Here is an 18,032-nt window from a genome sequence, read left to right on the forward strand (position 1 = left end):
TTTCAAAAAGGTTGGACCCATGGAAGGACATTCCACCTACCAGCCCAAGGGGAAGGTCGCGCAGTGGTTCGAAAGCCGCTTGCCGATCGTCGGGCTGATTCATTCCTCGGCAGTCGCCTATCCGGTGCCGAAGAATCTCAATTACATGTGGACCTTCGGTGCGATCCTGACCTTCATGCTGGTCTGCCAGATCGTCTCCGGCGTGGTGCTCGCCATGCACTACGTGGCCTATGGGCCGGTGGCCTTCGCCCGCGTCGAGCACATCATGCGTGACGTGAGCTACGGCTGGCTGATCCGCTACATCCACGCCAACGGCGCCTCGATGTTCTTCATCGCGGTCTACATCCACATGTTCCGTGGCATGTATTACGGCTCCTACAAGGCGCCGCGCGAGGTGCTCTGGATCCTTGGCGTGATCATCTACCTGCTGATGATGGCCACGGGCTTCATGGGCTACGTGCTGCCCTGGGGCCAGATGTCCTTCTGGGGCGCCACCGTGATCACCAACCTGTTCTCGGCCATCCCCTGGGTCGGCGAAACCATCGTGCAGTGGCTGTGGGGCGGCTATTCGGTGGGTGACCCCACGTTGAACCGCTTCTTCTCGCTCCATTACCTGCTTCCCTTCATGATCGCCGGCGTCGTGGGCCTGCACATCTGGGCGCTGCACCATGTGGGCCAGAACAACCCGGACGGCGTCGACATCAAGAACGTGGCGAAGGACTCGGTGCCCTTCACCCCCTACGCCACCATCAAGGACACCTTCGCCATGGTGGTGTTCCTGATTTTCTTCTCCTGGTTCATCTTCTACATCCCGAACTATCTCGGCCATTCGGACAATTACATCCCGGCCAACCCGCTCTCGACCCCGGCGCACATCGTGCCTGAATGGTATTACCTGCCGTTCTACGCGATCCTGCGCTCGATCCCGGACAAGCTTGGCGGCGTTCTGGCCATGTTCGGTGCCATCGTGGTGCTGGCGTTCCTGCCTTGGCTCGACACCTCCAAGGTGCGCTCGGCCAAGTATCGCCCGCTGTTCCGCCAGTTCTTCTGGATCTTCGCGGCGGTGGCGGTGGGCCTTGGCTATCTCGGCTCGCAGCCGGCGGACGGCTGGTATGTGGTCGTGTCGCGCATCTTCACCGCCTATTACTTCATCCACTTCCTCGTGATCCTGCCGTTGCTCGGCCTGTTCGAACGCCCGAAGCCCGTGCCGGCCTCCATCGCGGATGCCGTCCTCGCCAAGAGCAAGGGCGGAGCGGTGGTGGTTGCCGGCGCGGCCGGCCCTGAGACCAAGTGAGCCGGCGCGGAGAGAACAGCAATGACCATTCGTAGCAGTCTCTTCGGTGCCGTTGCGGCGGCCCTTCTTCTGGCCTCGGGCGCGTCTGGCGCGCTCGCGTCGGAAGGCGGCGGTCACGACAACCGCCCGCACCGCATGTCCTGGTCGTTCGCAGGTCCGTTTGGCACCTACGATCGCGGCCAGCTCCAGCGCGGCTTCAAGGTGTTCAAGGAAGTGTGCAGCGCCTGCCACTCGGCGAACTACCTCTACTTCCGCAACCTCGCCGCACCCGGCGGCCCCGGCTTCACCGAAGCCCAGGCCAAGCAGGTGGCGAGCGAATACCAGATCACCGACGGGCCGAACGACGCCGGGGACATGTTCCAGCGTCCCGGCCGCCTGTCGGACCACTGGCCGGCGCCGTTCCCGAACGACAATGCCGCCCGTGCGGCCAACGGCGGGGCGTTCCCGCCGGACTTCTCGGTGCTCGCCAAGGCCCGCTCGTACCATGTGGGCTTCCCCGGCTTCATCACCGACGCTTTCATCCAGTACCAGGAGCATGGCGTGGACTATATCCACGCGCTGCTCACCGGTTACGAGGATGCCCCGGCCGGGGTGCATCTCCAGCCGGGCCTGAACTACAACAAGTATTTCCCCGGCAATCAGATTGCCATGCCGAAGCCGATCAGCGACGGCCAGGTGGAATATTCCGACGGCGCGCCGCAGACCGTTGACCAGTATTCCCAGGACGTGGCGGCCTTCATGATGTGGGTGGCGGAACCCCACCTCGAGGATCGCAAGCGCATCGGCTTCCAGGTGATGATCTTCCTCATCGTCCTGTCCGGCCTGCTCTATTTCACCAAGAAGAAGGTGTGGCAGCACGTGTCGCACTGAGCACCGTCCTGTCCACCGCGATCAAGGGCCCTTCGGGGCCCTTTTTCTTTGCGAGGTCGGCCTGCCTTGCCGAGTCGCCTTTTGGCCGGGACGAATTCCTGGCTGCTTTCTGGCCGGGTCGCGGGGGCCGACAGCGCCCGGCGTGCGCGCGATCCCCCCCGTGCTAATGCGCGGGCGCGGCTACGTCCGCTCGGGCGCAGGCGACGCCTCTCGCCCATGCCGAGGGGGGATTGCCTCATCAACATGCTTTTCCCCCCTCGGATCGCGCTCTAAAGAAGCGCAACCCTTTTCCGGAGCGTCTGATGTCCCCCGCCGATTTCGCCGCCAGCATCCGCACCATCCCGGACTACCCGAAGCCCGGCATCTTGTTCCGCGACATCACCACCCTGCTCGGCGACGCCCGGGCCTTCCGCCGCGCGGTGGACGAATTGGTGCAGCCGTGGGCGGGCGCCAAGATCGACAAGGTGGCCGGCATCGAGGCCCGCGGCTTCATTCTCGGCGGTGCGGTGGCGCACCAGCTTTCGGCCGGCTTCGTGCCGATCCGCAAGAAGGGCAAGCTGCCCCACCAGACCGTGCGCATGGCTTACGCCCTTGAATATGGCGAGGACGAGATCGAGATGCACGTGGATGCCATCGCGCCCGGCGAACGCGTGCTGCTGGTGGACGACCTCGTCGCCACTGGTGGCACCGCCACCGGCGCGGTGAAGCTGCTCCAGACCTGCGGCGCGGTGGTGGAGGCGGCCTGCTTCATCGTCGACCTGCCGGATCTCGGCGGCGCGGAGAAGCTGAGGCTCGCCAACGTGTCGGTGCGCACGCTGGTGTCCTTCCCCGGTCATTGAGGGCCGCGCTTCCCACGATCGGCACCCCAGAGCCGCCACAACGGGATCACCGGCTGGATGTTCAGGATCTCCTGCGTGCCCTTGTGCGGCCCGACACCGAAATTGGTGTTGCTCTGGAACGGGAAGCTGTAGAGGTCGCCGATCGGGTTCTGCAACTTCTTGGCGAGATCGGTTGCGCTGTCCTCGCTGCTGGAATCGGTGGGCCGGCTTGCTTCGGAGGTTGCCTCCCCCGCCGGCGCGGCGGTGAGTGCGGCCCATAAGAAGACTGCCAGCAGCGCCACCAGCAGCACGGAGACGTTCAGTTGTCTCATGGGGCAACCCTCGGCTTGCTCTTGATCGGCAGCAGCGAGCGCCCGGCACGGACGCCCGCCGCAATCAGGCGGATCCGCCAGACCTATCTCACCTCGACGATGGCAGCTGGCGCTTAGACGTCCGGATTGAACGCCGATGGAATCGTGGCCTGCCCGGCGCATAGGCGCACAGGTTCAGGTACCAGCGTCCGGCAGCAGGGGGGCGGCAGGCAGTTGGCTTCCTTGTCCTTGCCTGGGTTCGTGGCCTGAAGGTACAGGGTCACGGTCGCGCGTGGGCCATGGCGCTGTTGTGGAGGTTCACCATCCTCCGGCTTTTGGGCCGCGCCGCCACCAGCCAGGGAGGGTCAGTCTCCAGCGGTGCAATGGGAAGGCGGCTCCTTCGCGTCACGGCTCATGCCCGATACGGTTCGATCCTGCCGGATTTCGCCGCAGGCGGCCGGTCTGTGTCCGAGCGCTATTGCGCGCGCGCCGGTCCGATCTGCGGAGCCGCCACCGGCAAAACCCGTGGTCATTGGCGAAAGCGGATGGCCATTGGGCGCGAACTTGGTGGCGTTGCCGTGCGAGAGCGAGTCTTGCCCCTGCCAGCCGATGGTGAAACTGTTGCCGACCCAAAGATTGCCCTCGCTGTCAAGCATCGCCTTGCCGCCGGCGCGATAGCCGCCGCCGTCGATCTTCAACAGCAGAACCCAGGCGCTCGGCGCGAAGTTCAGATAAGGCATGAACGGGACCGCCCGCATGTTTCGGCCCTGGGGAACCGGGTAAAACGTGTCGAGCAAAGCGAACAGCCGCTTCGGCAAGGACCAGGGGTAGCGCGCGACCGATACGGCGCCGGTCAGCGTGTCGGTTGGCCATCACCCTTGGGCGACGTTGCCGCCGTGAACAGCCCGTCGCGGGCGTCCGGCGTCACGCGGGTTACGCAACCGGCTAGAACGTCCGCCAGAGTGGCGAAATTGGCCATGGTCGGTGTCTGGCTGCTGTTCAGCCAATCCTGGATGAGCCCGCCCCAGCCCCCTGTCGCCAGATCGACGAAATTGGGCACGTTGCCCGCGGCTATGCGCAGCCCGAGCGCGTGCCCCTTGATCTGCGCGCTGTCGATGAATTGCGCATGAGTCCAGACCGAGGCGATGGTGGTCATCTCATTGATGGTCACATGCGCGAGCGGATTGTTCCTGAGCACGGTCAGCAGCGCCAGCGCCGGATTGGCGAGCCCATGCAGTCCGGCGGCGAAGAGTTCGGCGAGCTGATCGGATTGGCGCAGGGTGCCATCGAAATGCGGACCGTTCCGGGTACGGCGGACACGCGTCTGATGCATGTCGCATTGCCGGTGTTCTGGCTCGGCTATGTGCCGCTCATCTTGGGACGTCCCCGGCGGATCGCCGCCAGCGCCAAGAGTCCGCTGCCTTGAACCTGACACTCGGACGCGAAGCCACTCACGCTGTTCCACGCTACACCCTCCCGCGGCCCGAAGCGGCTTCACGGCATCCCGCACGTGGTGTGTTCTGGCCGCGTCAGATCAGCCGCAGCCCCTTCAGGCTGGCGTGGCCATCCTTGCCGACGATGATGTGGTCGTGCACCTCGATGGATCGGAACAGGAGCTGACCTCGACCGACGATGTGCACCTGCATCCATCGTCAATCGAAGGCCAGCCCTGTCCATTCAGTCTATTTCTCCCTCGGTGTCGTTCGCCCCGAAGGACGCAGTTGACATGCGCTTACAGGAAATCAGGTTTGAACGATCCCATCGCTTCAGCTCCTCAATCGGATATAGGATCGCTTTGCCGATTTTGATGAATGACGGACCAATTCTCTTGGATCGCCAGTTGCGTAGCGTACCCTCGCTAACTTGGTTGCGATAACGCTCGACAACCTCTTCGAGGGTCAGATAAGCAGGAACGGACACAGCTTCTCCGTAGCTCCAGTGATTGAGCAACGGCCTGTTGCGATGTGTATGGGGTGGATGAACAGGATTGACCTCGCTGCGCTTGGCGCTGGGCAATCCAGCGATCACGCCGGCTAGCAAGAAGTCCGACATCGGACTCGAGGCTCGCGGATGCTTCTCGACGGAGTGTCCGCGAACCCGATCGGCACTTAGGCCTTTCGGCGAGTTGTCCGATGCTGCGGCGCGGCCGGGCGCACTGTTCTGCTGTTCGGATCGGACGTTGAGTTCGCTGTGCCTGGATCCGCCCATTGCTGCAGATCGGCGAGGGGCAACGTCACAGTAACCAAATAGGACTTCGAGACATTCCTCGCCCAGGCACCCGCATTGAACCCCGCGCGAACTGAAATTAAGGGCGCCGTCTGCGGCGTTCGTGTCTGGGACGTCGCCGAGCCGCTCATGCGGGAAATCCGCTACCTCGACAAGCTCATCGACGAACTCGCCAAGGGTAAAGCGATGGCGAGACCTGCGCATAGGGGTGGAAATTTCCGCTTCTCACCATTTGGAAGGTCCGAGGAAGGGCCGCTTCCGGGCAGCTCGCCCGGCTCGCGGTGATCGCTGCCCCGCGATGCCATCTGCGGGAAGAATCCAGCGCCGCCGGCCAGGGTGGCGGCGGTACCGTTGCCCTGCTGATACTTCAGTACTGGTTCCTGAAGGCGGTACACCGAATTCTCCGAAATGCAGAATTTCCGTATATTTTTCCTTTAGATAGATGCTCTTTGACCGGCACCTTCGCCGATCCTGGGTGGTCCTCCCGACTGATTTTCCCGTGTCCCCGGTTCGTGATTGTTTTCACCTGTCGCAGCGAGGCCGCTGACGACCAGAACCATCCCGAGGACCACGACTATGCCTCTCCATAAGTACGTCATTGAGCGCGACATCCCGAACGTCGGCAGCTTCGAGCGCGAGCAGCTCCGGGCGGCCGCGCAGAAGTCGAACGATGTCCTGCGCGAGCTCGGCCCGGACATCCAGTGGGTCCAGAGCTACGTTGCCGCCAACAAGACCTTCTGCATCTACATGGCGACGGGCGAGGACATCATTCGGCGCCATGCCGAGATGAGCGGGTTTCCGGCTACGGAAATCACCGAGATCCGCAAGATGATCGACCCGACCACCGCCGCCTGACACGCGGCCGGCCGCGGCACCGTCTCCAGAGCGGCTCCGCGGCATCCGGCATCTGGTGAGCGTGGCGGAAAGGTTGCCATGACCCGTCATGGCATGCCTCGTCCCGCCAGGAGGCTGCTCGGCGCCCGCGTCCTGGCCTTCTCGGCCGACGAGGCACTCCCGAGGTGGTCCAACCAGCGCGTCACACCCTGCTGACATTCCTCCGGGAGCGCCTCGCTCCTCCGGACCGTGACCGCCTTGCCCGAAATCACGGGCCCGGCACCCACTGGCGGTTCTCGGGATCAACCGATGACCGTCACCGCCAAGCACCTGTTCGAAAGGAATGAGACCATGACCACCGCTCTCTCCACCAGCCAGGGCGTCAACAACGGCGTCAACGTTGCCGCTCTCCTCGGGGCCCGCGAGGCTCTCTCCCAGATGCCCGAAGCCGCGGCGTTCAAATGGCGTGCCTCCTGCGAATGGATCCAGGGGACGCATAGCCGCTCGACCATCGGAGGCTTCTTCGGCCTCGGCGCCGAGCAGTCGCGCACCAAGACCTTCTCCGTCGAAGCCGACCACCCGGAGGTCTTCGCGTCGGAGGACACTGCCCCGACCCCCGTCGAGCTGGTCCTCGCCGGCCTCGCCGGCTGCCTGACGGCAGGCGTGGCCGCTGTCGCCCAGAATCGCGGCATCCAGCTCCACTCCGTCAAGGCCAGCCTCGAGGCGGAGATGGACATTCAGGGCATCCTCGGCATCGACGACGAGGTCCGCAACGGCTTCAGCGCCGTCCACGTCCACTTCGATATCCGCGCGGACGCCAGCAGGGACGAAATCGCGGCGCTGGTCGCCCAATCGCAGAAGCGGTCCGCCGTATTCGACATCATCACCAACCCCACCGCCGTGCACGTCACCGTCGGCTGAGTGGCGGCGGCCTGGAGCCTGGGAGCGAGTATCGTGAAACACATTGCGACCGTCGTCATCGGCGCCGGCCACTGCGGTCTCGCCATGAGCAAGCAACTTCTCGATCGCGGCATCGATCATGTCGTGCTCGATCGGGGCAAGGTCGCCAACTCGTGGCGGACGCAGCGGTGGGACTCGCTCCGCCTCCTCACGCCGAACTGGCAGAGCCGTCTGCCGGGCCATGCCTATGCCGGGTCGGACCCCGACGGCTACATGACCATGCCGGAGCTGGCCGGCCATCTGCAGGCCTATTCGGATCGCGTCGGCGCGCCGGTCGAGACCGACACGACGGTGCTCCGGGTGAACGCCACCTCCGACGGTTACATAGTGGATACGGACCGCGGCAGCTGGACGTGCCGGTCCGTGGTTGTCGCGAGCGGCGCCTGCGCGGTGCCCGTTGTGCCCGCTTTGTCCAGCGGGTTGCCGGCGGGCATCGCGAGCCTGAATCCGTTCGCCTACCGCAACCCCCAGCAGTTGCGTCCCGGCGGCGTGATGATCGTCGGGGCCTCGGCGACCGGCGTGCAGCTTGCCAGGGAGATCCGCGCGTCGGGACGCGACGTGCTGCTGTGCGTCGGCGAGCATGTCCGGCTGCCACGCCTCTACCGGAGACGTGACATCAACTGGTGGATGGACGCCATGGGCCTCATGGACGTCCGCCACGACGAGATCCCCGATCTCGAGCGCGCCCGGCGCCTGCCTTCGGCGCAGCTGATCGGCACGCCGGAGCGGGAGACGGTTGATCTCAACACCCTGCGGGATGCGGGCGTGGAGATCGTCGGCAGGCTCGTTGCTCTCGACGGAGGCGAGGCGAAATTCTCCGGCGCGCTTGCCAACCATTGCGCGCTGGCGGACCTGAAAATGAACCGCCTCCTCGACAGCATCGACGCGTGGGTCGCTGCGAGCGGGCACGATCACGGCTTCGGCCCTCCCCACCGCTTCGAGCCGACACGGCTCGATCGGACCCCTCGCCTCGGCCTCGATCTCCGCCACGGCCGCATCGAGACGATCATCTGGGCGACCGGCTTCCGGCCCGATTACTCCTGGCTGGACGTGCCCGTGCTCGACCGCAAGGGCCGCATGCGCCACTCCGGCGGCATCGTGGCCTCGCGGGGCATGTACGTCATGGGTCTGCCGTTCATGCGCCGGCGCAAGTCGTCGTTCATCGATGGGGCCGCGGCCGATGCCCGCGACCTTGCCGACCACATGCTCTCCTTCCTTGTCAGAGCTGCTGCCTAGGAGCGTTGTGCCATGACCCCGTTATCTTCTCACTATGACGTCGTGGTTGTTGGCGCGCGCTGCGCCGGCGCAGCGACAGCCTTCCTCCTCGCCAGAGCCGGAGCAAAGGTGCTGGTCGTCGACCGACAGGCTCGTGGCTCCGATACCATGTCGACGCACGCGCTGATGCGCGCCGGTGTGTTCCAGCTCCAGCAATGGGGCCTCCTGCCGAAGATCGTGGCGCAGGGCACGCCGAAGATCGCCAGCACGACGTTCCACTATGGCGCGGAATGCGTGCGCGTTGCCATCAAGCCGGAATGCGGGGTGGAGCACCTTTATGCGCCGCGCCGCACGGTGCTGGACACGATCCTGGTGGATGCCGCCGAGGCGGCGGGAGCGGACGTCCGGCATGGCGTGGTGGTGCCGGGCCTGCAGTTCGATTCGAGCGGGCGTGTCGTCGGTGTCTGGTTGAACACCGGCGAGGATCGCCCGCTCGGCATCCGGGCCGACCTCGTTGTCGGCGCGGACGGGCGCCAGTCCCTGGTCGCCAAGCTGGTTGCCGCCGAGACCTATCTGGAAAGCCGCAGCGCTTCGGCCTGTGCCTACGGATACCTTGAGGGCCTGCCCGACGACGGCCTCCACTGGTATTTCGAGCGCGGCGCGGCTGCCGGCACCATTCCGACCAACGAGAAGCAGCATTGCGTGTTTGTCGGCGTGCCGCAGGACCAGTTCGCGTCGACATTCCGCGGGGATGTGGCGCGGGGCTTCGCCAACGTCCTCGGGCAATGCGATCGCGATCTCAAGCGCGCCGTCAAGGACGCCCGCATTGTTGGCGCGTTGCGTGGCTTCTCCGGGGCGAAGGGCTTCCTCCGCCAGCCCCATGGGCCTGGCTGGGCACTCGTCGGCGACGCCGGCTACTTCAAGGACCCGCTCACCGCGCACGGCATGACCGACGCCCTGCGCGACGCAGAGTTGCTGGCACGCGCGGTGCTGGCCGGCGGGGAACATGCCATGTCGGCATATCACCGGGAGCGCGACGTCCTTTCGCTGCCGTTGTTCGAGGTGACGGACGCGGTGGCGTCGTTTGACTGGACGCTGGACACGGTCAAGGCGCTCCACACCCAGCTCAGCTCCGCCATGAAAGTCGAGACTGCCCGGCTGGCGCAACCGGCGGCCCCAGCAAACCTGCGCCCAACCCCTGTGGAGAACGAAATGGACACTCATGACTCCCCGTGGAGCCTCACCATCGCCGGTCGGCCCGAAATCGGCGCCACCGCCGAACGGGTGCGGCAAACCTCGATGCGCGACGTCGAGATGTTCACCGAGATGACCGGGGACCGGAACCCGGTCCACTACGATGCCGAGCTGGCCGAAAAGTCGCCGTTCGGTGCCCTGATCGTGCAGGGGGGCGTCACGACGGGACTCCTGAATGCGGTGGTCGCCGAGGATCTGCCGGGCCCCGGCACCGTCTTCCTCGAGACCGCCTGGAAGTTCGTCAAGGCCGTGCGGGTCGGAGAGACCATCCGCGCCTCGGTCAAGGTCGAACAAGTGCGCGAAGACAAGCCGATCTGCCGGATCGAGACCATCGTGCGCAATGCCCTGGGCGAGCCGTGCGTCGTCGGCACGGCCACGACCTACACCATGCCGCTCCTTGTTGAGGGCAAGGCAGCGTGAGGCCACCCAAGGTGGGCGAGGCGTGACGGCCACCGCACCCCTGAATAAGGTACGGCCGGCAGACGGCCGCGCCTATTCGATGATCTCATCTGCGGAGACGAGAAGCGCTTGCGGAACCGTAATCCCGATCTGACGGGCGGTGTTCAGGTTGATGCCGAACTCGAACAGGCTCGGAGACTGGACTGGCAGGTCGCCCGGCTTTTCGCCGCGCAGAATGCGGATCGCATAGCCCGCGGCCCGCCGGAACTGGTCAGCGGCATTGAAGCCGTAGGCGGCCAAGGCGCCGTCCCGGACGTAGAACCGGAAGGGATAGATCGCTGGAATGCGCGCCGCGTTCGCGCCTTCGATCAACGCCCGTCTGTTGACGGTGTTAATGGGACTGGGGCTCACGATCAGGCCCGGCATATCCTGCCGGGCGATCTCCGCCAACGCGGCCTCGATCTCCGCGAGGCTGCTGGCGCGCGCCGCGTGCGCGACGATTCCGTGGCGCGGCGCAATCTCCTCCACGGCCTCCAGAAGCGAATTGAACCCCTTGAATTTGGGGTCGAGCAGCATGTTGACATTCTTCATACCCGGCGCGAGCTGCCGCAGGATCTGCAGCCACTTTCCCGCCATTTCGGGCTCGAAGGTGGAAAAGCCGGTGATGTTGCCCCCCGGCCGGGACAGATTCGGGACGTAGCCCACGCCGACGGGGTTGCTCACCACGACGAAGATGATCGGCAGCTGCGTCCCGCTCGCCCGGATGGCGTCCATCCCCGGCGTCCCATTGACGACGATGACATCGACCCCCCGCTGGAGCAGTGTCTTGGTTTCCGTCTGCGCTACCTCGAAGTTGCCCTTGTACCAGACGACGTCCACTTCAATGTCGGCAGCGGCATCCCCTCCCGCTTCCCCCAATCCCTTGCGAAACGCCTCGACCCGGGCATTGCCCTCGGTGTCCCCCGCCGAGACGGCCATCATCAGGCCGATCCGACGCGGCTTCTTCTCGATTGTTTGCGCCAGAACATGGCCGGCCGGCCACAGCACGGCACAACCCAGCGCGATTCCAAGTTGGCGTCGATCCCAGATGCGCATCATACTGTGCTCTCCCCGGGGCTTGAGGTTCTACGCCAGCACAATCCGCGGTACGGACCCTTCATATATACTCCTGAGAGATCGGCCCGCGAAGCTCATGGGTACCGGCCGCCGCCAGAAGCGGGCCATCCCACCGTGAGGCTCTAAGGAGCGCAAGCGCGATGAGCAGCGGACCAACCACGAAATCCGAGGGCACCTCCTCGATCGTGCGCCCGCTTGCGCAGGGCGGGCTGTTCTGGAAATACGCCGCCATGTTCGCCGCCGTCCTGGGCATCGCCCTCGTCGGCAACGGCCTCGTCAACATCTGGTTCATGTATGACGAGAACCGGGTGAACCTCTACCGGCTGCAGATGGAGCAGGCGGCCGCGGCGGCGGAGAAAATTTCGCAGTTCGTGCGCGAAATTGAGGACCAGATGGGGTGGACCACACACCTCTCCTGGACGACCACACCCATGGACCAGCGCGAGCTCGATGGCCGGCGCCTGCTGCGGCAGGTGCCGGCCATCACCGAGCTCAGGCTTCTCGACCCGCAGGGGCGGGAGCGGCTCCACTTGTCCCGCCAAGCCGAGGACAACCCCGGCAGCAACGCGGATTATTCCTCGGAGGAGATGTTCAAGGTCGCGCTGGCGGACGGCGTCTACTACGGGCCGGTCTATTTCCGGCGCCAGACCGAGCCTTACATGACGCTCGCCGTCGGGGGCGCCCGCCGCGACGCCGGCGTAAGCGTGGCCGAGGTGAACCTCAAGCATATCTGGGACGTGGTGAGCCAGATCCGTGTGGGAGACGCCGGCAAGGCCTTCGTGGTCGGTGCCCAGGGCCATCTGATCGCACACCCCGATATCAGCCACGTCCTGCGCAACATGGACCTGTCGCACCTTCCGCAGGTGGCCGCGGCGCGTAGCGCCGGTACCGCACAGGGACACTCTTCGCAGCCGGCGCTGGACCTCGACGGCAGGCCCGTCCTGACCACCTTCGCCGTGGTGAAGCCGCTCGACTGGCTGGTTTTCATCGAGCTGCCCGAGCAAGAGGCGAGCGCTCCGCTCTATGCCGCCCTGGCGCGATCGCTGGCGCTGACGGTGGCCGGACTAGCGCTGGCCTTCGCGGCCGCCCTGTTGCTCGCCCGGCACATGGTCGTCCCCATCCGGTCGCTTGCCGCCGGCGCCCAGCAGATCGGCGTCGGTGCCCTCGACCATCGCATCGAGATCAAGACGCGTGACGAACTGGGCGCCCTGGCCCACCAGTTCAATTCCATGGCAAGCCGGCTTCAGGGCTCCTACGAGGGCCTCGAGCGCAAGGTCGACGAGCGGACCCGAAAGCTCCAGGAGGCCAACATGGCGAAGTCCCGCTTCCTCGCGGTCGCCAGTCACGATCTTCGCCAGCCGCTGCATGCGCTGAACCTGCTGGTCGCCCAGCTGAGCAGCACGCCTGACCGCGCCGAGAGGGAGCGGCTGACGCGAAACATCGCCTCCTGCGTCGACAGCATGAACCGCCTCTTCAACGAGTTGCTCGATATCTCGCGGCTGGATGCCGGTGCCCTCACGCCGCGCATCGCCGCCTTTCCTGTCGAGGACGTCCTTTCGCGGACCGAGGCCACCTTCTCGGCGACCGCGCGCGAGAAGGGACTGCACTTCCGCGTGGTGAAGAGCTCGGCCTGGGTGGAGAGCGATTCCATCCTGCTTGGCCGCATTCTCCTCAATCTCGTCTCGAACGCCGTGCGCTACACCTCCGTTGGCGGGGTGGTGGTCGGCTGCCGGCACGCTGGAGGAGCGCTGCGCATCGACGTCTGCGACACCGGCGCGGGGATCGCCGAAGACCAGCAGCGTGCCATCTTCGGGGAGTTCTACCGGATCCAGCACGACGGCCACGACGTGGGCGAAGGGCTCGGGCTGGGCCTCGCCATTGTCGAGCGGCTGTGTACCCTGCTCGATCACCCCCTCGGGCTGACTTCGATCCGTGGCCGGGGGTCCCGCTTTTCCATCTCGCTGCCCATGGCTCCGGCTGGCGCGCGCGTTGTCCGGGGCGAGCCGGCGCTCCCGCAGGCCGATCTGCTGCGCGGCAGGCTGGTGGTGGTGATCGATGACGACCCGCTGGTGCGCGAAGGCACGCAGGGCCTTTTGACGAGTTGGGGCTGCCGCGTCGTGGCAGCCGACTCGAGCGCCAGTGCGAGCCTGCTCCTCAATGGGATGGTGCCCGACTTGATCATCTCGGATCTGCATCTCGCGAGTGGAGACACGGGGGTTGCGGCGATCGACGACCTGCGCCGAAAATTTGGAGCGGCCGTGCCCGCCTTCCTGATCAGCGGCGACATTTCCGTGGGGCAGACCGGCAAGATCGGGCCGCACGGTCACGCATTGCTGCACAAGCCGGTGAGCCCCATGGTGCTCCGGGCCATGATGATGGCCACGCTGCATCGCTCCGATGCCGCCTGAGCAGGTGGGCGCCGCGGGCCTTATTTGTTGAGTAACGGAAGGGACCAGCCGAGCCTGGTCACGGCGAGCACCGCCTCGGTCCTGTTGTTGACGTCGAGCGCCTTCAGGATCGCGGAAACGTGGTTCTTCACCGTGGGCTCCGCGAGATCGAGATGCCGGCAAATGAGCTTGTTGCTCTTTCCCTCCATCATCAGTGCCAAAACGTCGAGCTGGCGCTCCGTCAATCCCAGCTCGGCAGGCGTCGGCCCAGGCCGATCCGGCTTGGTATCGGGCTGCGGAGCGGGCTCCGGGACCCGGTCGAGGATTTCAGGGGGGATATAGACGCCGCCCGCCAGCACCAGCCGCAACGCGCCAAGCAGCACGTCGCGCGTCGCGGTCTTCGCGATGAACCCCTGCGCACCGATCGCGAGCGACTTGAGCACATTGTCCCGATCGCAAAAAGCCGAAAGCATCACGACGGCGATCGCCGGATGGCTCTTGCGCAAGTCCGACAACATCTCCAGTCCATCGCGGTCTGGCAGCCTCAGGTCGAGAAGAACAAGGGCGATATCCTCGTTCCGGGCGATCAGGTCGTCGGCCTCGCGACCGCTCTGCGCCTCGTAGACCGACGCCGAGCCATCGATCTCGCGCAGAACACTGCGCATCGCATCGCGGATGAGGACATGGTCGTCGACCAGCAGGATCTTCACACCGCAGCTCCCTCATTGCGGCCGGCCCGGCTCCGTGACGCGTATCAGCTACCGACAGGAATCGCCACCCAATCGGAGAGGCGCCAAGGGTGCGACGCAGCTTCCCTGCAAGCGCACCGCGGTCGGATGGTTCTGCGGCCCGTTGACCGTCTGCGGAGCTACATCCGTGGAATGCACCGCGCGTGGCTCCGCACGTCCAATCGTAAGACCGGTTCCGGCGTCAGAGCCAGGACCCTGAATTAGCGAGGGGCGGTCGCGCCAATTCCCGTGAACTGAATTTATCTGCGAACGCCGACGGCCGCCGATGGCCCGCAATCGGGGGCGCTTGGCGGAGCCCACCAGATGCATTTGAAACGGGATTCCGGTGGAGGACCGCGCGTCCGGGAGGACCATTCGTCCAAAATGGGAGCCCCGGACGTGCCGGATCCCCTCTGCGACGTCCTTCGGTCGGTTCGGCTCAAGGGTGGCTGAAGCGGCCGCGCGGTGCGTGTGTTTCAGACCATCTCGGCTTCGACCGGGTCCGGCCGTACGACAACTGTGGTCGCGACCGGGTAGAATTCCTCTCCCGGCATACCGACGCGGCGGGCATGCTCGCGGATGGCGTCACCATCCTTGGCTTCATAGATGCAGAAGGTGCCGATGCGGCCGTCCGGCTCGTTCACCACATAACTGCGGATCCAGCGAACGCGGTCGGGCATCTCCTCGTTGCCGATCCTGGCTGACTTGGCGCCGGCCACTTCCAGTTCGGCGAGCGACGCCCAGGCGCTCGGCCGGCGGATGACATAAAGTTGCATTGCATAGTTCCCTCTGAACGGCCGGGCATTCCCGAGCCGAACACTGTGGCCCCGCACCATGCGTGGCGAGGTGGAAACTAGGGGAGGGGAGCGTTGACCGTCCTTACCAGCGACTGATCTTTCGATGACTATTCACGTGCACCGGCGGCGGTTTGCTTTCCCGATGCGGTCAATGTGGGCCGCTGCGGTCTGGAAATCAGTTTCGGCTGCAGATCCGCCGCCAACTTCCGAAGCCGCTGCGAGCCTATGCGGGTGGCGATGCGTTCTGCTGCGGCGATCTCGATCTGCGCGGCGGCGGTATTTCCAGCCTTGGCCAAAAGACGAGCCAGTTCCAGCCGGACGCGGGCCGCATGGTACTCAATCCCAGAGCTGGTCCAGAGCTGCCGCGCAAGCATCAGGAACGGCATCGCCTCGGCCTCGCTCGCGAGCAGATGGCGCGCCTCATTCATCAAGGCATGCACCGCCGGCTGCGTCCAGCGCGCGGATTGTGCGGTCAGTTCGTCCAAGGCCTTGGCGGCGATATCGCGATGGCCACCCATGGCGGCAATGCGCGCCTTATGCGCCAAAAGAATCCCGCGCCGTTGAACGTGGTACCAGCTTGTGCCGTCAAGTACGCCATCCAGGGCTGCCAACGCCATGTCCACTTTGCCCGTTTCGGCAAGCAGTACCGCGCTTCCCGGCTCTGCGTCCCAACCTGCAGCATAAGCCGCAGCATAGTCCTTGCGCGCTTCGTCCAGATCGCCAATCATCGCGTGGACGTCACCGCGGACCCGATATCCATCGCCGATGGACCAGGATTCCTCTTCGGATAACTTCGGCAGGGCCTGGTCAATGGCCACAAGCGCGCTGTTGAGATCGCGCTGTGCCCCGAGGATCTCGGCGCGGTGCAGGTCGCAGGTCCCTGGAACAACAGCGTAGCTCGCAGCGCACCAGCTGTCGAAACCTTCGCTCCATTGCCGGGCGCGCGACCAGTCGGGATAGGTGCGGCAGCTCCACAGGATGTTGCAGTAGACAAGGCTTCCAAGAACCGGATCCACGTTGCTCGACAGGGCGATGGCCGCGGCATGGTTCTGTTGACTCACGCCTTTCTCGATGTGGCCAAGCGAAATGTTGTAGAAGCCCATATAGACCAGCGTGAGGGCGATCAGCCCCGAATCGCCGCAGTCAACAGCGGCGCGATGGGACTGGAGTGCCAGATCGAGCGCCTCCGCCGCATTCCCCGCGAAGATAGCCTGCCGCGCCTTCATCCATAGCAAATAGGCGCTTGTCCGCGGATCGTCGGTATTACCCAGAAGGGCTTCGGCTCGTGCCATCCACCCTGAGGCTGCGGCCGGCGCCGAGCGCTCGAATTCAAGCTTGGCGATTGTCACGGCCACTCTTGCGGCCAGATTGGGCTTTCCCTCTGCGACATGTGCAGCGAGGGCGCGGGTCAGGACCGGGATCGCCGCGGCAGGGCGGCCCTGGCATTCCACGGCCAGTGCCCAGACTTCGATATCGGCTGCACAGAGTTGCCCCTCCGCGTCCAGCCTTTCGAAGACCATTGCGGCCCCGTGCCAGTCCTTCACCCGGGCAAGTTCCAGCGCCCGGGCGCGATTGGAGTCGCTCGCGTCGAAGCTCGGGACGGCGGCGCCAAGACTCGGCTCATCAATTGCGAAACGATAGCCGTGTCTGACGTAGCTACGGATCGCATGTTCGAGCCCGCCCGCAGCGAGCGCTGCGCGAGCAAGGCTGACAGCACGCTGCAGCGAGGCTTCCGTGACGGTCAGGTTCGGCCACAGGGCATCCATCAACTCGTTCTTCGGCACCACGCGACCGGCGTTCCGGACGAGGTAGACCAGCAGGTCGAAGACGCGCGGCTGCATTTTCTGGGCGGCTCCCCGCAAGGTGAGGGAGCGTGCCCCTTCATCCAGCTCAAAGAATCCAAAACGATGCAGCATCACGGCTGGTCTCTGCAGAGGCCGAAAAACAACAAATGATAAGGGAACGATCAGCCACTGATAAGGACCCGCGTCGGCATCCATCGCTAATTTCCAGCCAGCGAGGCCGGAAGGCGAATGGAAGGCGCCCCCATGTTGTCAGAACTTCACCAAAGTGCGTTGTCGCCACTGGATGGCAGCCCCGTCATACCGAAAAAGCCGTTGGCGACGGGGGGCGCTCCGTTCCCCAATACCAAGCACTGGCGGAATGCCGCAATTGGGGCGAGTGGCTATCTCTGGGGGCTCGGCGCAGCGGCAATCTGGAGCGGCTGGTGGACCGTGACGCGCCTTGGCGTGGTCAATGATCTGCCCGTTACGGACCTCGCCGCACTGCGCTTCGGCATTTCCGGTCTTTTGCTGCTGCCGCTCGCCTGGCGCGAACGGCAGGCGATATGTGCGGTTGCGCCTCGGCTCCTGTTCTTCATGGTGGCTGGCGCCGGTGTGCCTTATGTGCTCGTCGCGGGCACCGGTGTCCGGCTGACGGCGGCTGGTCTTGGCGGCGCGATCACGGTCGGACTTCTGCCGGCGTTCACGTTGATCCTGTCCCTGCTATTCCTGCGCGCGAGGATCACCCGTCACCTCGCCGCGGGCATCGGCTGCATCCTCCTGGGGGCGGCTTTCGTGACCGCCGGGACATGGGAGGCGGGGCGCGGCGGCTATGGCCTGGGCCTCTTCGTGACCGGAGCGCTGATGTGGGCTGGCTACACCGTTGCGCTGAAGCGCTCGGGACTGCTGCCCCTGAGAGTCCGTTTGAGAATGTTCAGGGATGGACGATCCGGCGCAGCATGAGGCTGCCGAGGGCCACATGGATCATGGCCTCGGAGACGTCGAGGCGCTGCTCGTAATCGCGAACGAGGCGCTTCCATCT

Annotated in this window: 17 protein-coding genes and 2 pseudogenes; 10 read left to right on the forward strand and 9 right to left on the reverse strand. The window is 65.2% G+C overall.

The annotated features are described in order from the left end of the window. Positions 1 to 19: 19 nt before the first annotated feature. The 3 genes from FBQ73_RS01905 to FBQ73_RS01915 all read left to right on the forward strand — a co-directional run bounded on the left by FBQ73_RS01905 (position 20) and on the right by FBQ73_RS01915 (position 3,003). Positions 20 to 1,294: a cytochrome b gene (locus FBQ73_RS01905; RefSeq protein WP_138397829.1), complete on the forward strand. Its 1,275-nt coding sequence runs from the start codon at positions 20 to 22 to the stop codon at positions 1,292 to 1,294. Between the two features lie 21 nt (positions 1,295 to 1,315). Next, positions 1,316 to 2,164: a cytochrome c1 gene (locus FBQ73_RS01910; protein ID WP_138397830.1), complete on the forward strand. Its 849-nt coding sequence runs from the start codon at positions 1,316 to 1,318 to the stop codon at positions 2,162 to 2,164. 302 nt (positions 2,165 to 2,466) lie between these two features. Beyond that, a complete protein-coding gene (locus tag FBQ73_RS01915; RefSeq protein ID WP_138397831.1) occupies positions 2,467 to 3,003 on the forward strand; it encodes an adenine phosphoribosyltransferase in 537 nt (178 codons plus the stop codon). Here FBQ73_RS01915 and FBQ73_RS23025 read toward each other — a convergent pair. The 4 genes from FBQ73_RS23025 to FBQ73_RS01935 all read right to left on the reverse strand — a co-directional run bounded on the left by FBQ73_RS23025 (position 2,997) and on the right by FBQ73_RS01935 (position 5,213). After that, positions 2,997 to 3,314, reverse strand: a complete 318-nt coding sequence (locus FBQ73_RS23025; RefSeq protein ID WP_246089510.1) for a hypothetical protein — start codon at positions 3,312 to 3,314, stop codon at positions 2,997 to 2,999. The genes FBQ73_RS01915 and FBQ73_RS23025 overlap by 7 nt on opposite strands. 344 nt (positions 3,315 to 3,658) lie before the next feature. Continuing rightward, positions 3,659 to 4,033 (reverse strand): hypothetical protein, encoded by a 375-nt coding sequence (locus FBQ73_RS01925; RefSeq protein ID WP_138397832.1) that lies wholly within the window; start codon positions 4,031 to 4,033, stop codon positions 3,659 to 3,661. 113 nt (positions 4,034 to 4,146) lie between these two features. After that, the gene (locus FBQ73_RS01930; RefSeq protein ID WP_138397833.1) at positions 4,147 to 4,626 is read right to left on the reverse strand and encodes a hypothetical protein; all 480 of its coding nucleotides are present in this window, start codon (positions 4,624 to 4,626) and stop codon (positions 4,147 to 4,149) included. A gap of 344 nt (positions 4,627 to 4,970) precedes the next feature. Next, positions 4,971 to 5,213, reverse strand: a complete 243-nt coding sequence (locus FBQ73_RS01935) for a helix-turn-helix domain-containing protein (protein WP_138397856.1) — start codon at positions 5,211 to 5,213, stop codon at positions 4,971 to 4,973. A 330-nt stretch (positions 5,214 to 5,543) separates the two neighbouring features. On the opposite strand from FBQ73_RS01935, the pseudogene FBQ73_RS23030 reads away from it, so the two are divergent. The 5 genes and pseudogenes from FBQ73_RS23030 to FBQ73_RS01960 form a co-directional block, all read left to right on the forward strand. Then, positions 5,544 to 5,708, forward strand: a pseudogene (locus FBQ73_RS23030) (DUF2200 family protein); the annotation flags it as partial. A 387-nt stretch (positions 5,709 to 6,095) separates the two neighbouring features. After that, positions 6,096 to 6,374: a DUF4242 domain-containing protein gene (locus FBQ73_RS01945; protein ID WP_138397835.1), complete on the forward strand. Its 279-nt coding sequence runs from the start codon at positions 6,096 to 6,098 to the stop codon at positions 6,372 to 6,374. Between the two features lie 288 nt (positions 6,375 to 6,662). After that, positions 6,663 to 7,274 (forward strand): OsmC family protein, encoded by a 612-nt coding sequence (locus FBQ73_RS01950; RefSeq protein ID WP_210236639.1) that lies wholly within the window; start codon positions 6,663 to 6,665, stop codon positions 7,272 to 7,274. A 33-nt stretch (positions 7,275 to 7,307) separates the two neighbouring features. After that, complete coding sequence (locus tag FBQ73_RS01955) at positions 7,308 to 8,549, forward strand: NAD(P)-binding domain-containing protein (protein WP_138397836.1); 1,242 nt, start codon at positions 7,308 to 7,310, stop codon at positions 8,547 to 8,549. Between the two features lie 12 nt (positions 8,550 to 8,561). After that, positions 8,562 to 10,202 carry an FAD-dependent monooxygenase gene (locus FBQ73_RS01960; protein ID WP_246089511.1) on the forward strand — a complete coding sequence of 547 codons (1,641 nt, stop codon included), beginning with the start codon at positions 8,562 to 8,564 and terminating at the stop codon, positions 10,200 to 10,202. 72 nt (positions 10,203 to 10,274) lie between these two features. Here the strand turns inward: FBQ73_RS01960 and FBQ73_RS01970 are convergent, their stop codons facing one another. Further along, positions 10,275 to 11,279 (reverse strand): ABC transporter substrate-binding protein, encoded by a 1,005-nt coding sequence (locus tag FBQ73_RS01970; protein WP_138397837.1) that lies wholly within the window; start codon positions 11,277 to 11,279, stop codon positions 10,275 to 10,277. 158 nt (positions 11,280 to 11,437) lie between these two features. Here FBQ73_RS01970 and FBQ73_RS01975 point away from each other — a divergent pair, with 158 nt between their 5' ends. Next, the gene (locus FBQ73_RS01975) at positions 11,438 to 13,705 is read left to right on the forward strand and encodes a hybrid sensor histidine kinase/response regulator (protein WP_138397838.1); all 2,268 of its coding nucleotides are present in this window, start codon (positions 11,438 to 11,440) and stop codon (positions 13,703 to 13,705) included. Positions 13,706 to 13,725: 20 nt separating this feature from the next. Here FBQ73_RS01975 and FBQ73_RS01980 read toward each other — a convergent pair whose 3' ends face one another. The 3 genes from FBQ73_RS01980 to FBQ73_RS01990 all read right to left on the reverse strand — a co-directional run bounded on the left by FBQ73_RS01980 (position 13,726) and on the right by FBQ73_RS01990 (position 17,209). Continuing rightward, a complete protein-coding gene (locus FBQ73_RS01980) occupies positions 13,726 to 14,394 on the reverse strand; it encodes a response regulator (protein ID WP_138397839.1) in 669 nt (222 codons plus the stop codon). 494 nt (positions 14,395 to 14,888) lie between these two features. Further along, positions 14,889 to 15,188 (reverse strand): nickel-binding protein, encoded by a 300-nt coding sequence (locus FBQ73_RS01985; protein WP_138397840.1) that lies wholly within the window; start codon positions 15,186 to 15,188, stop codon positions 14,889 to 14,891. A 128-nt stretch (positions 15,189 to 15,316) separates the two neighbouring features. Beyond that, positions 15,317 to 17,209, reverse strand: a complete 1,893-nt coding sequence (locus tag FBQ73_RS01990) for a winged helix-turn-helix domain-containing protein (RefSeq protein WP_138397841.1) — start codon at positions 17,207 to 17,209, stop codon at positions 15,317 to 15,319. Positions 17,210 to 17,257: 48 nt separating this feature from the next. Between FBQ73_RS01990 and FBQ73_RS01995 the strand changes: the two genes are divergently transcribed. Then, positions 17,258 to 17,953, forward strand: coding sequence for a DMT family transporter (locus FBQ73_RS01995; protein WP_170218710.1), 696 nt, complete (start codon positions 17,258 to 17,260; stop codon positions 17,951 to 17,953). On the opposite strand, the pseudogene FBQ73_RS02000 reads toward FBQ73_RS01995, so the two are convergent. Continuing rightward, positions 17,925 to 18,032 (reverse strand): annotated as a pseudogene (locus FBQ73_RS02000) (IS5/IS1182 family transposase); the annotation flags it as partial. The gene FBQ73_RS01995 and the pseudogene FBQ73_RS02000 sit on opposite strands and share 29 nt — an antisense overlap.

The sequence above is a fragment of the Xanthobacter autotrophicus genome (genome assembly GCF_005871085.1).
Classification (GTDB): Bacteria; Pseudomonadota; Alphaproteobacteria; order Rhizobiales; family Xanthobacteraceae; genus Xanthobacter; species Xanthobacter autotrophicus.

What these genes read in the sequence shown, in the direction of transcription:
- FBQ73_RS01905 (WP_138397829.1), top strand. Translation starts at nt 20, where the DNA reads ATGGAAGGACATTCCACCTACCAGCCCAAGGGGAAGGTCGCGCAGTGG.
- FBQ73_RS01910 (WP_138397830.1), top strand. Translation starts at nt 1,316, where the DNA reads ATGACCATTCGTAGCAGTCTCTTCGGTGCCGTTGCGGCGGCCCTTCTT.
- FBQ73_RS01915 (WP_138397831.1), top strand. Translation starts at nt 2,467, where the DNA reads ATGTCCCCCGCCGATTTCGCCGCCAGCATCCGCACCATCCCGGACTAC.
- FBQ73_RS23025 (WP_246089510.1), bottom strand. Translation starts at nt 3,314, where the DNA reads ATGAGACAACTGAACGTCTCCGTGCTGCTGGTGGCGCTGCTGGCAGTC.
- FBQ73_RS01925 (WP_138397832.1), bottom strand. Translation starts at nt 4,033, where the DNA reads ATGCCTTATCTGAACTTCGCGCCGAGCGCCTGGGTTCTGCTGTTGAAG.
- FBQ73_RS01930 (WP_138397833.1), bottom strand. Translation starts at nt 4,626, where the DNA reads ATGCATCAGACGCGTGTCCGCCGTACCCGGAACGGTCCGCATTTCGAT.
- FBQ73_RS01945 (WP_138397835.1), top strand. Translation starts at nt 6,096, where the DNA reads ATGCCTCTCCATAAGTACGTCATTGAGCGCGACATCCCGAACGTCGGC.
- FBQ73_RS01950 (WP_210236639.1), top strand. Translation starts at nt 6,663, where the DNA reads ATGACCGTCACCGCCAAGCACCTGTTCGAAAGGAATGAGACCATGACC.
- FBQ73_RS01960 (WP_246089511.1), top strand. Translation starts at nt 8,562, where the DNA reads ATGACCCCGTTATCTTCTCACTATGACGTCGTGGTTGTTGGCGCGCGC.
- FBQ73_RS01970 (WP_138397837.1), bottom strand. Translation starts at nt 11,279, where the DNA reads ATGATGCGCATCTGGGATCGACGCCAACTTGGAATCGCGCTGGGTTGT.
- FBQ73_RS01975 (WP_138397838.1), top strand. Translation starts at nt 11,438, where the DNA reads ATGAGCAGCGGACCAACCACGAAATCCGAGGGCACCTCCTCGATCGTG.
- FBQ73_RS01985 (WP_138397840.1), bottom strand. Translation starts at nt 15,188, where the DNA reads ATGCAACTTTATGTCATCCGCCGGCCGAGCGCCTGGGCGTCGCTCGCC.
- FBQ73_RS01990 (WP_138397841.1), bottom strand. Translation starts at nt 17,209, where the DNA reads ATGGATGCCGACGCGGGTCCTTATCAGTGGCTGATCGTTCCCTTATCA.
- FBQ73_RS01995 (WP_170218710.1), top strand. Translation starts at nt 17,258, where the DNA reads ATGTTGTCAGAACTTCACCAAAGTGCGTTGTCGCCACTGGATGGCAGC.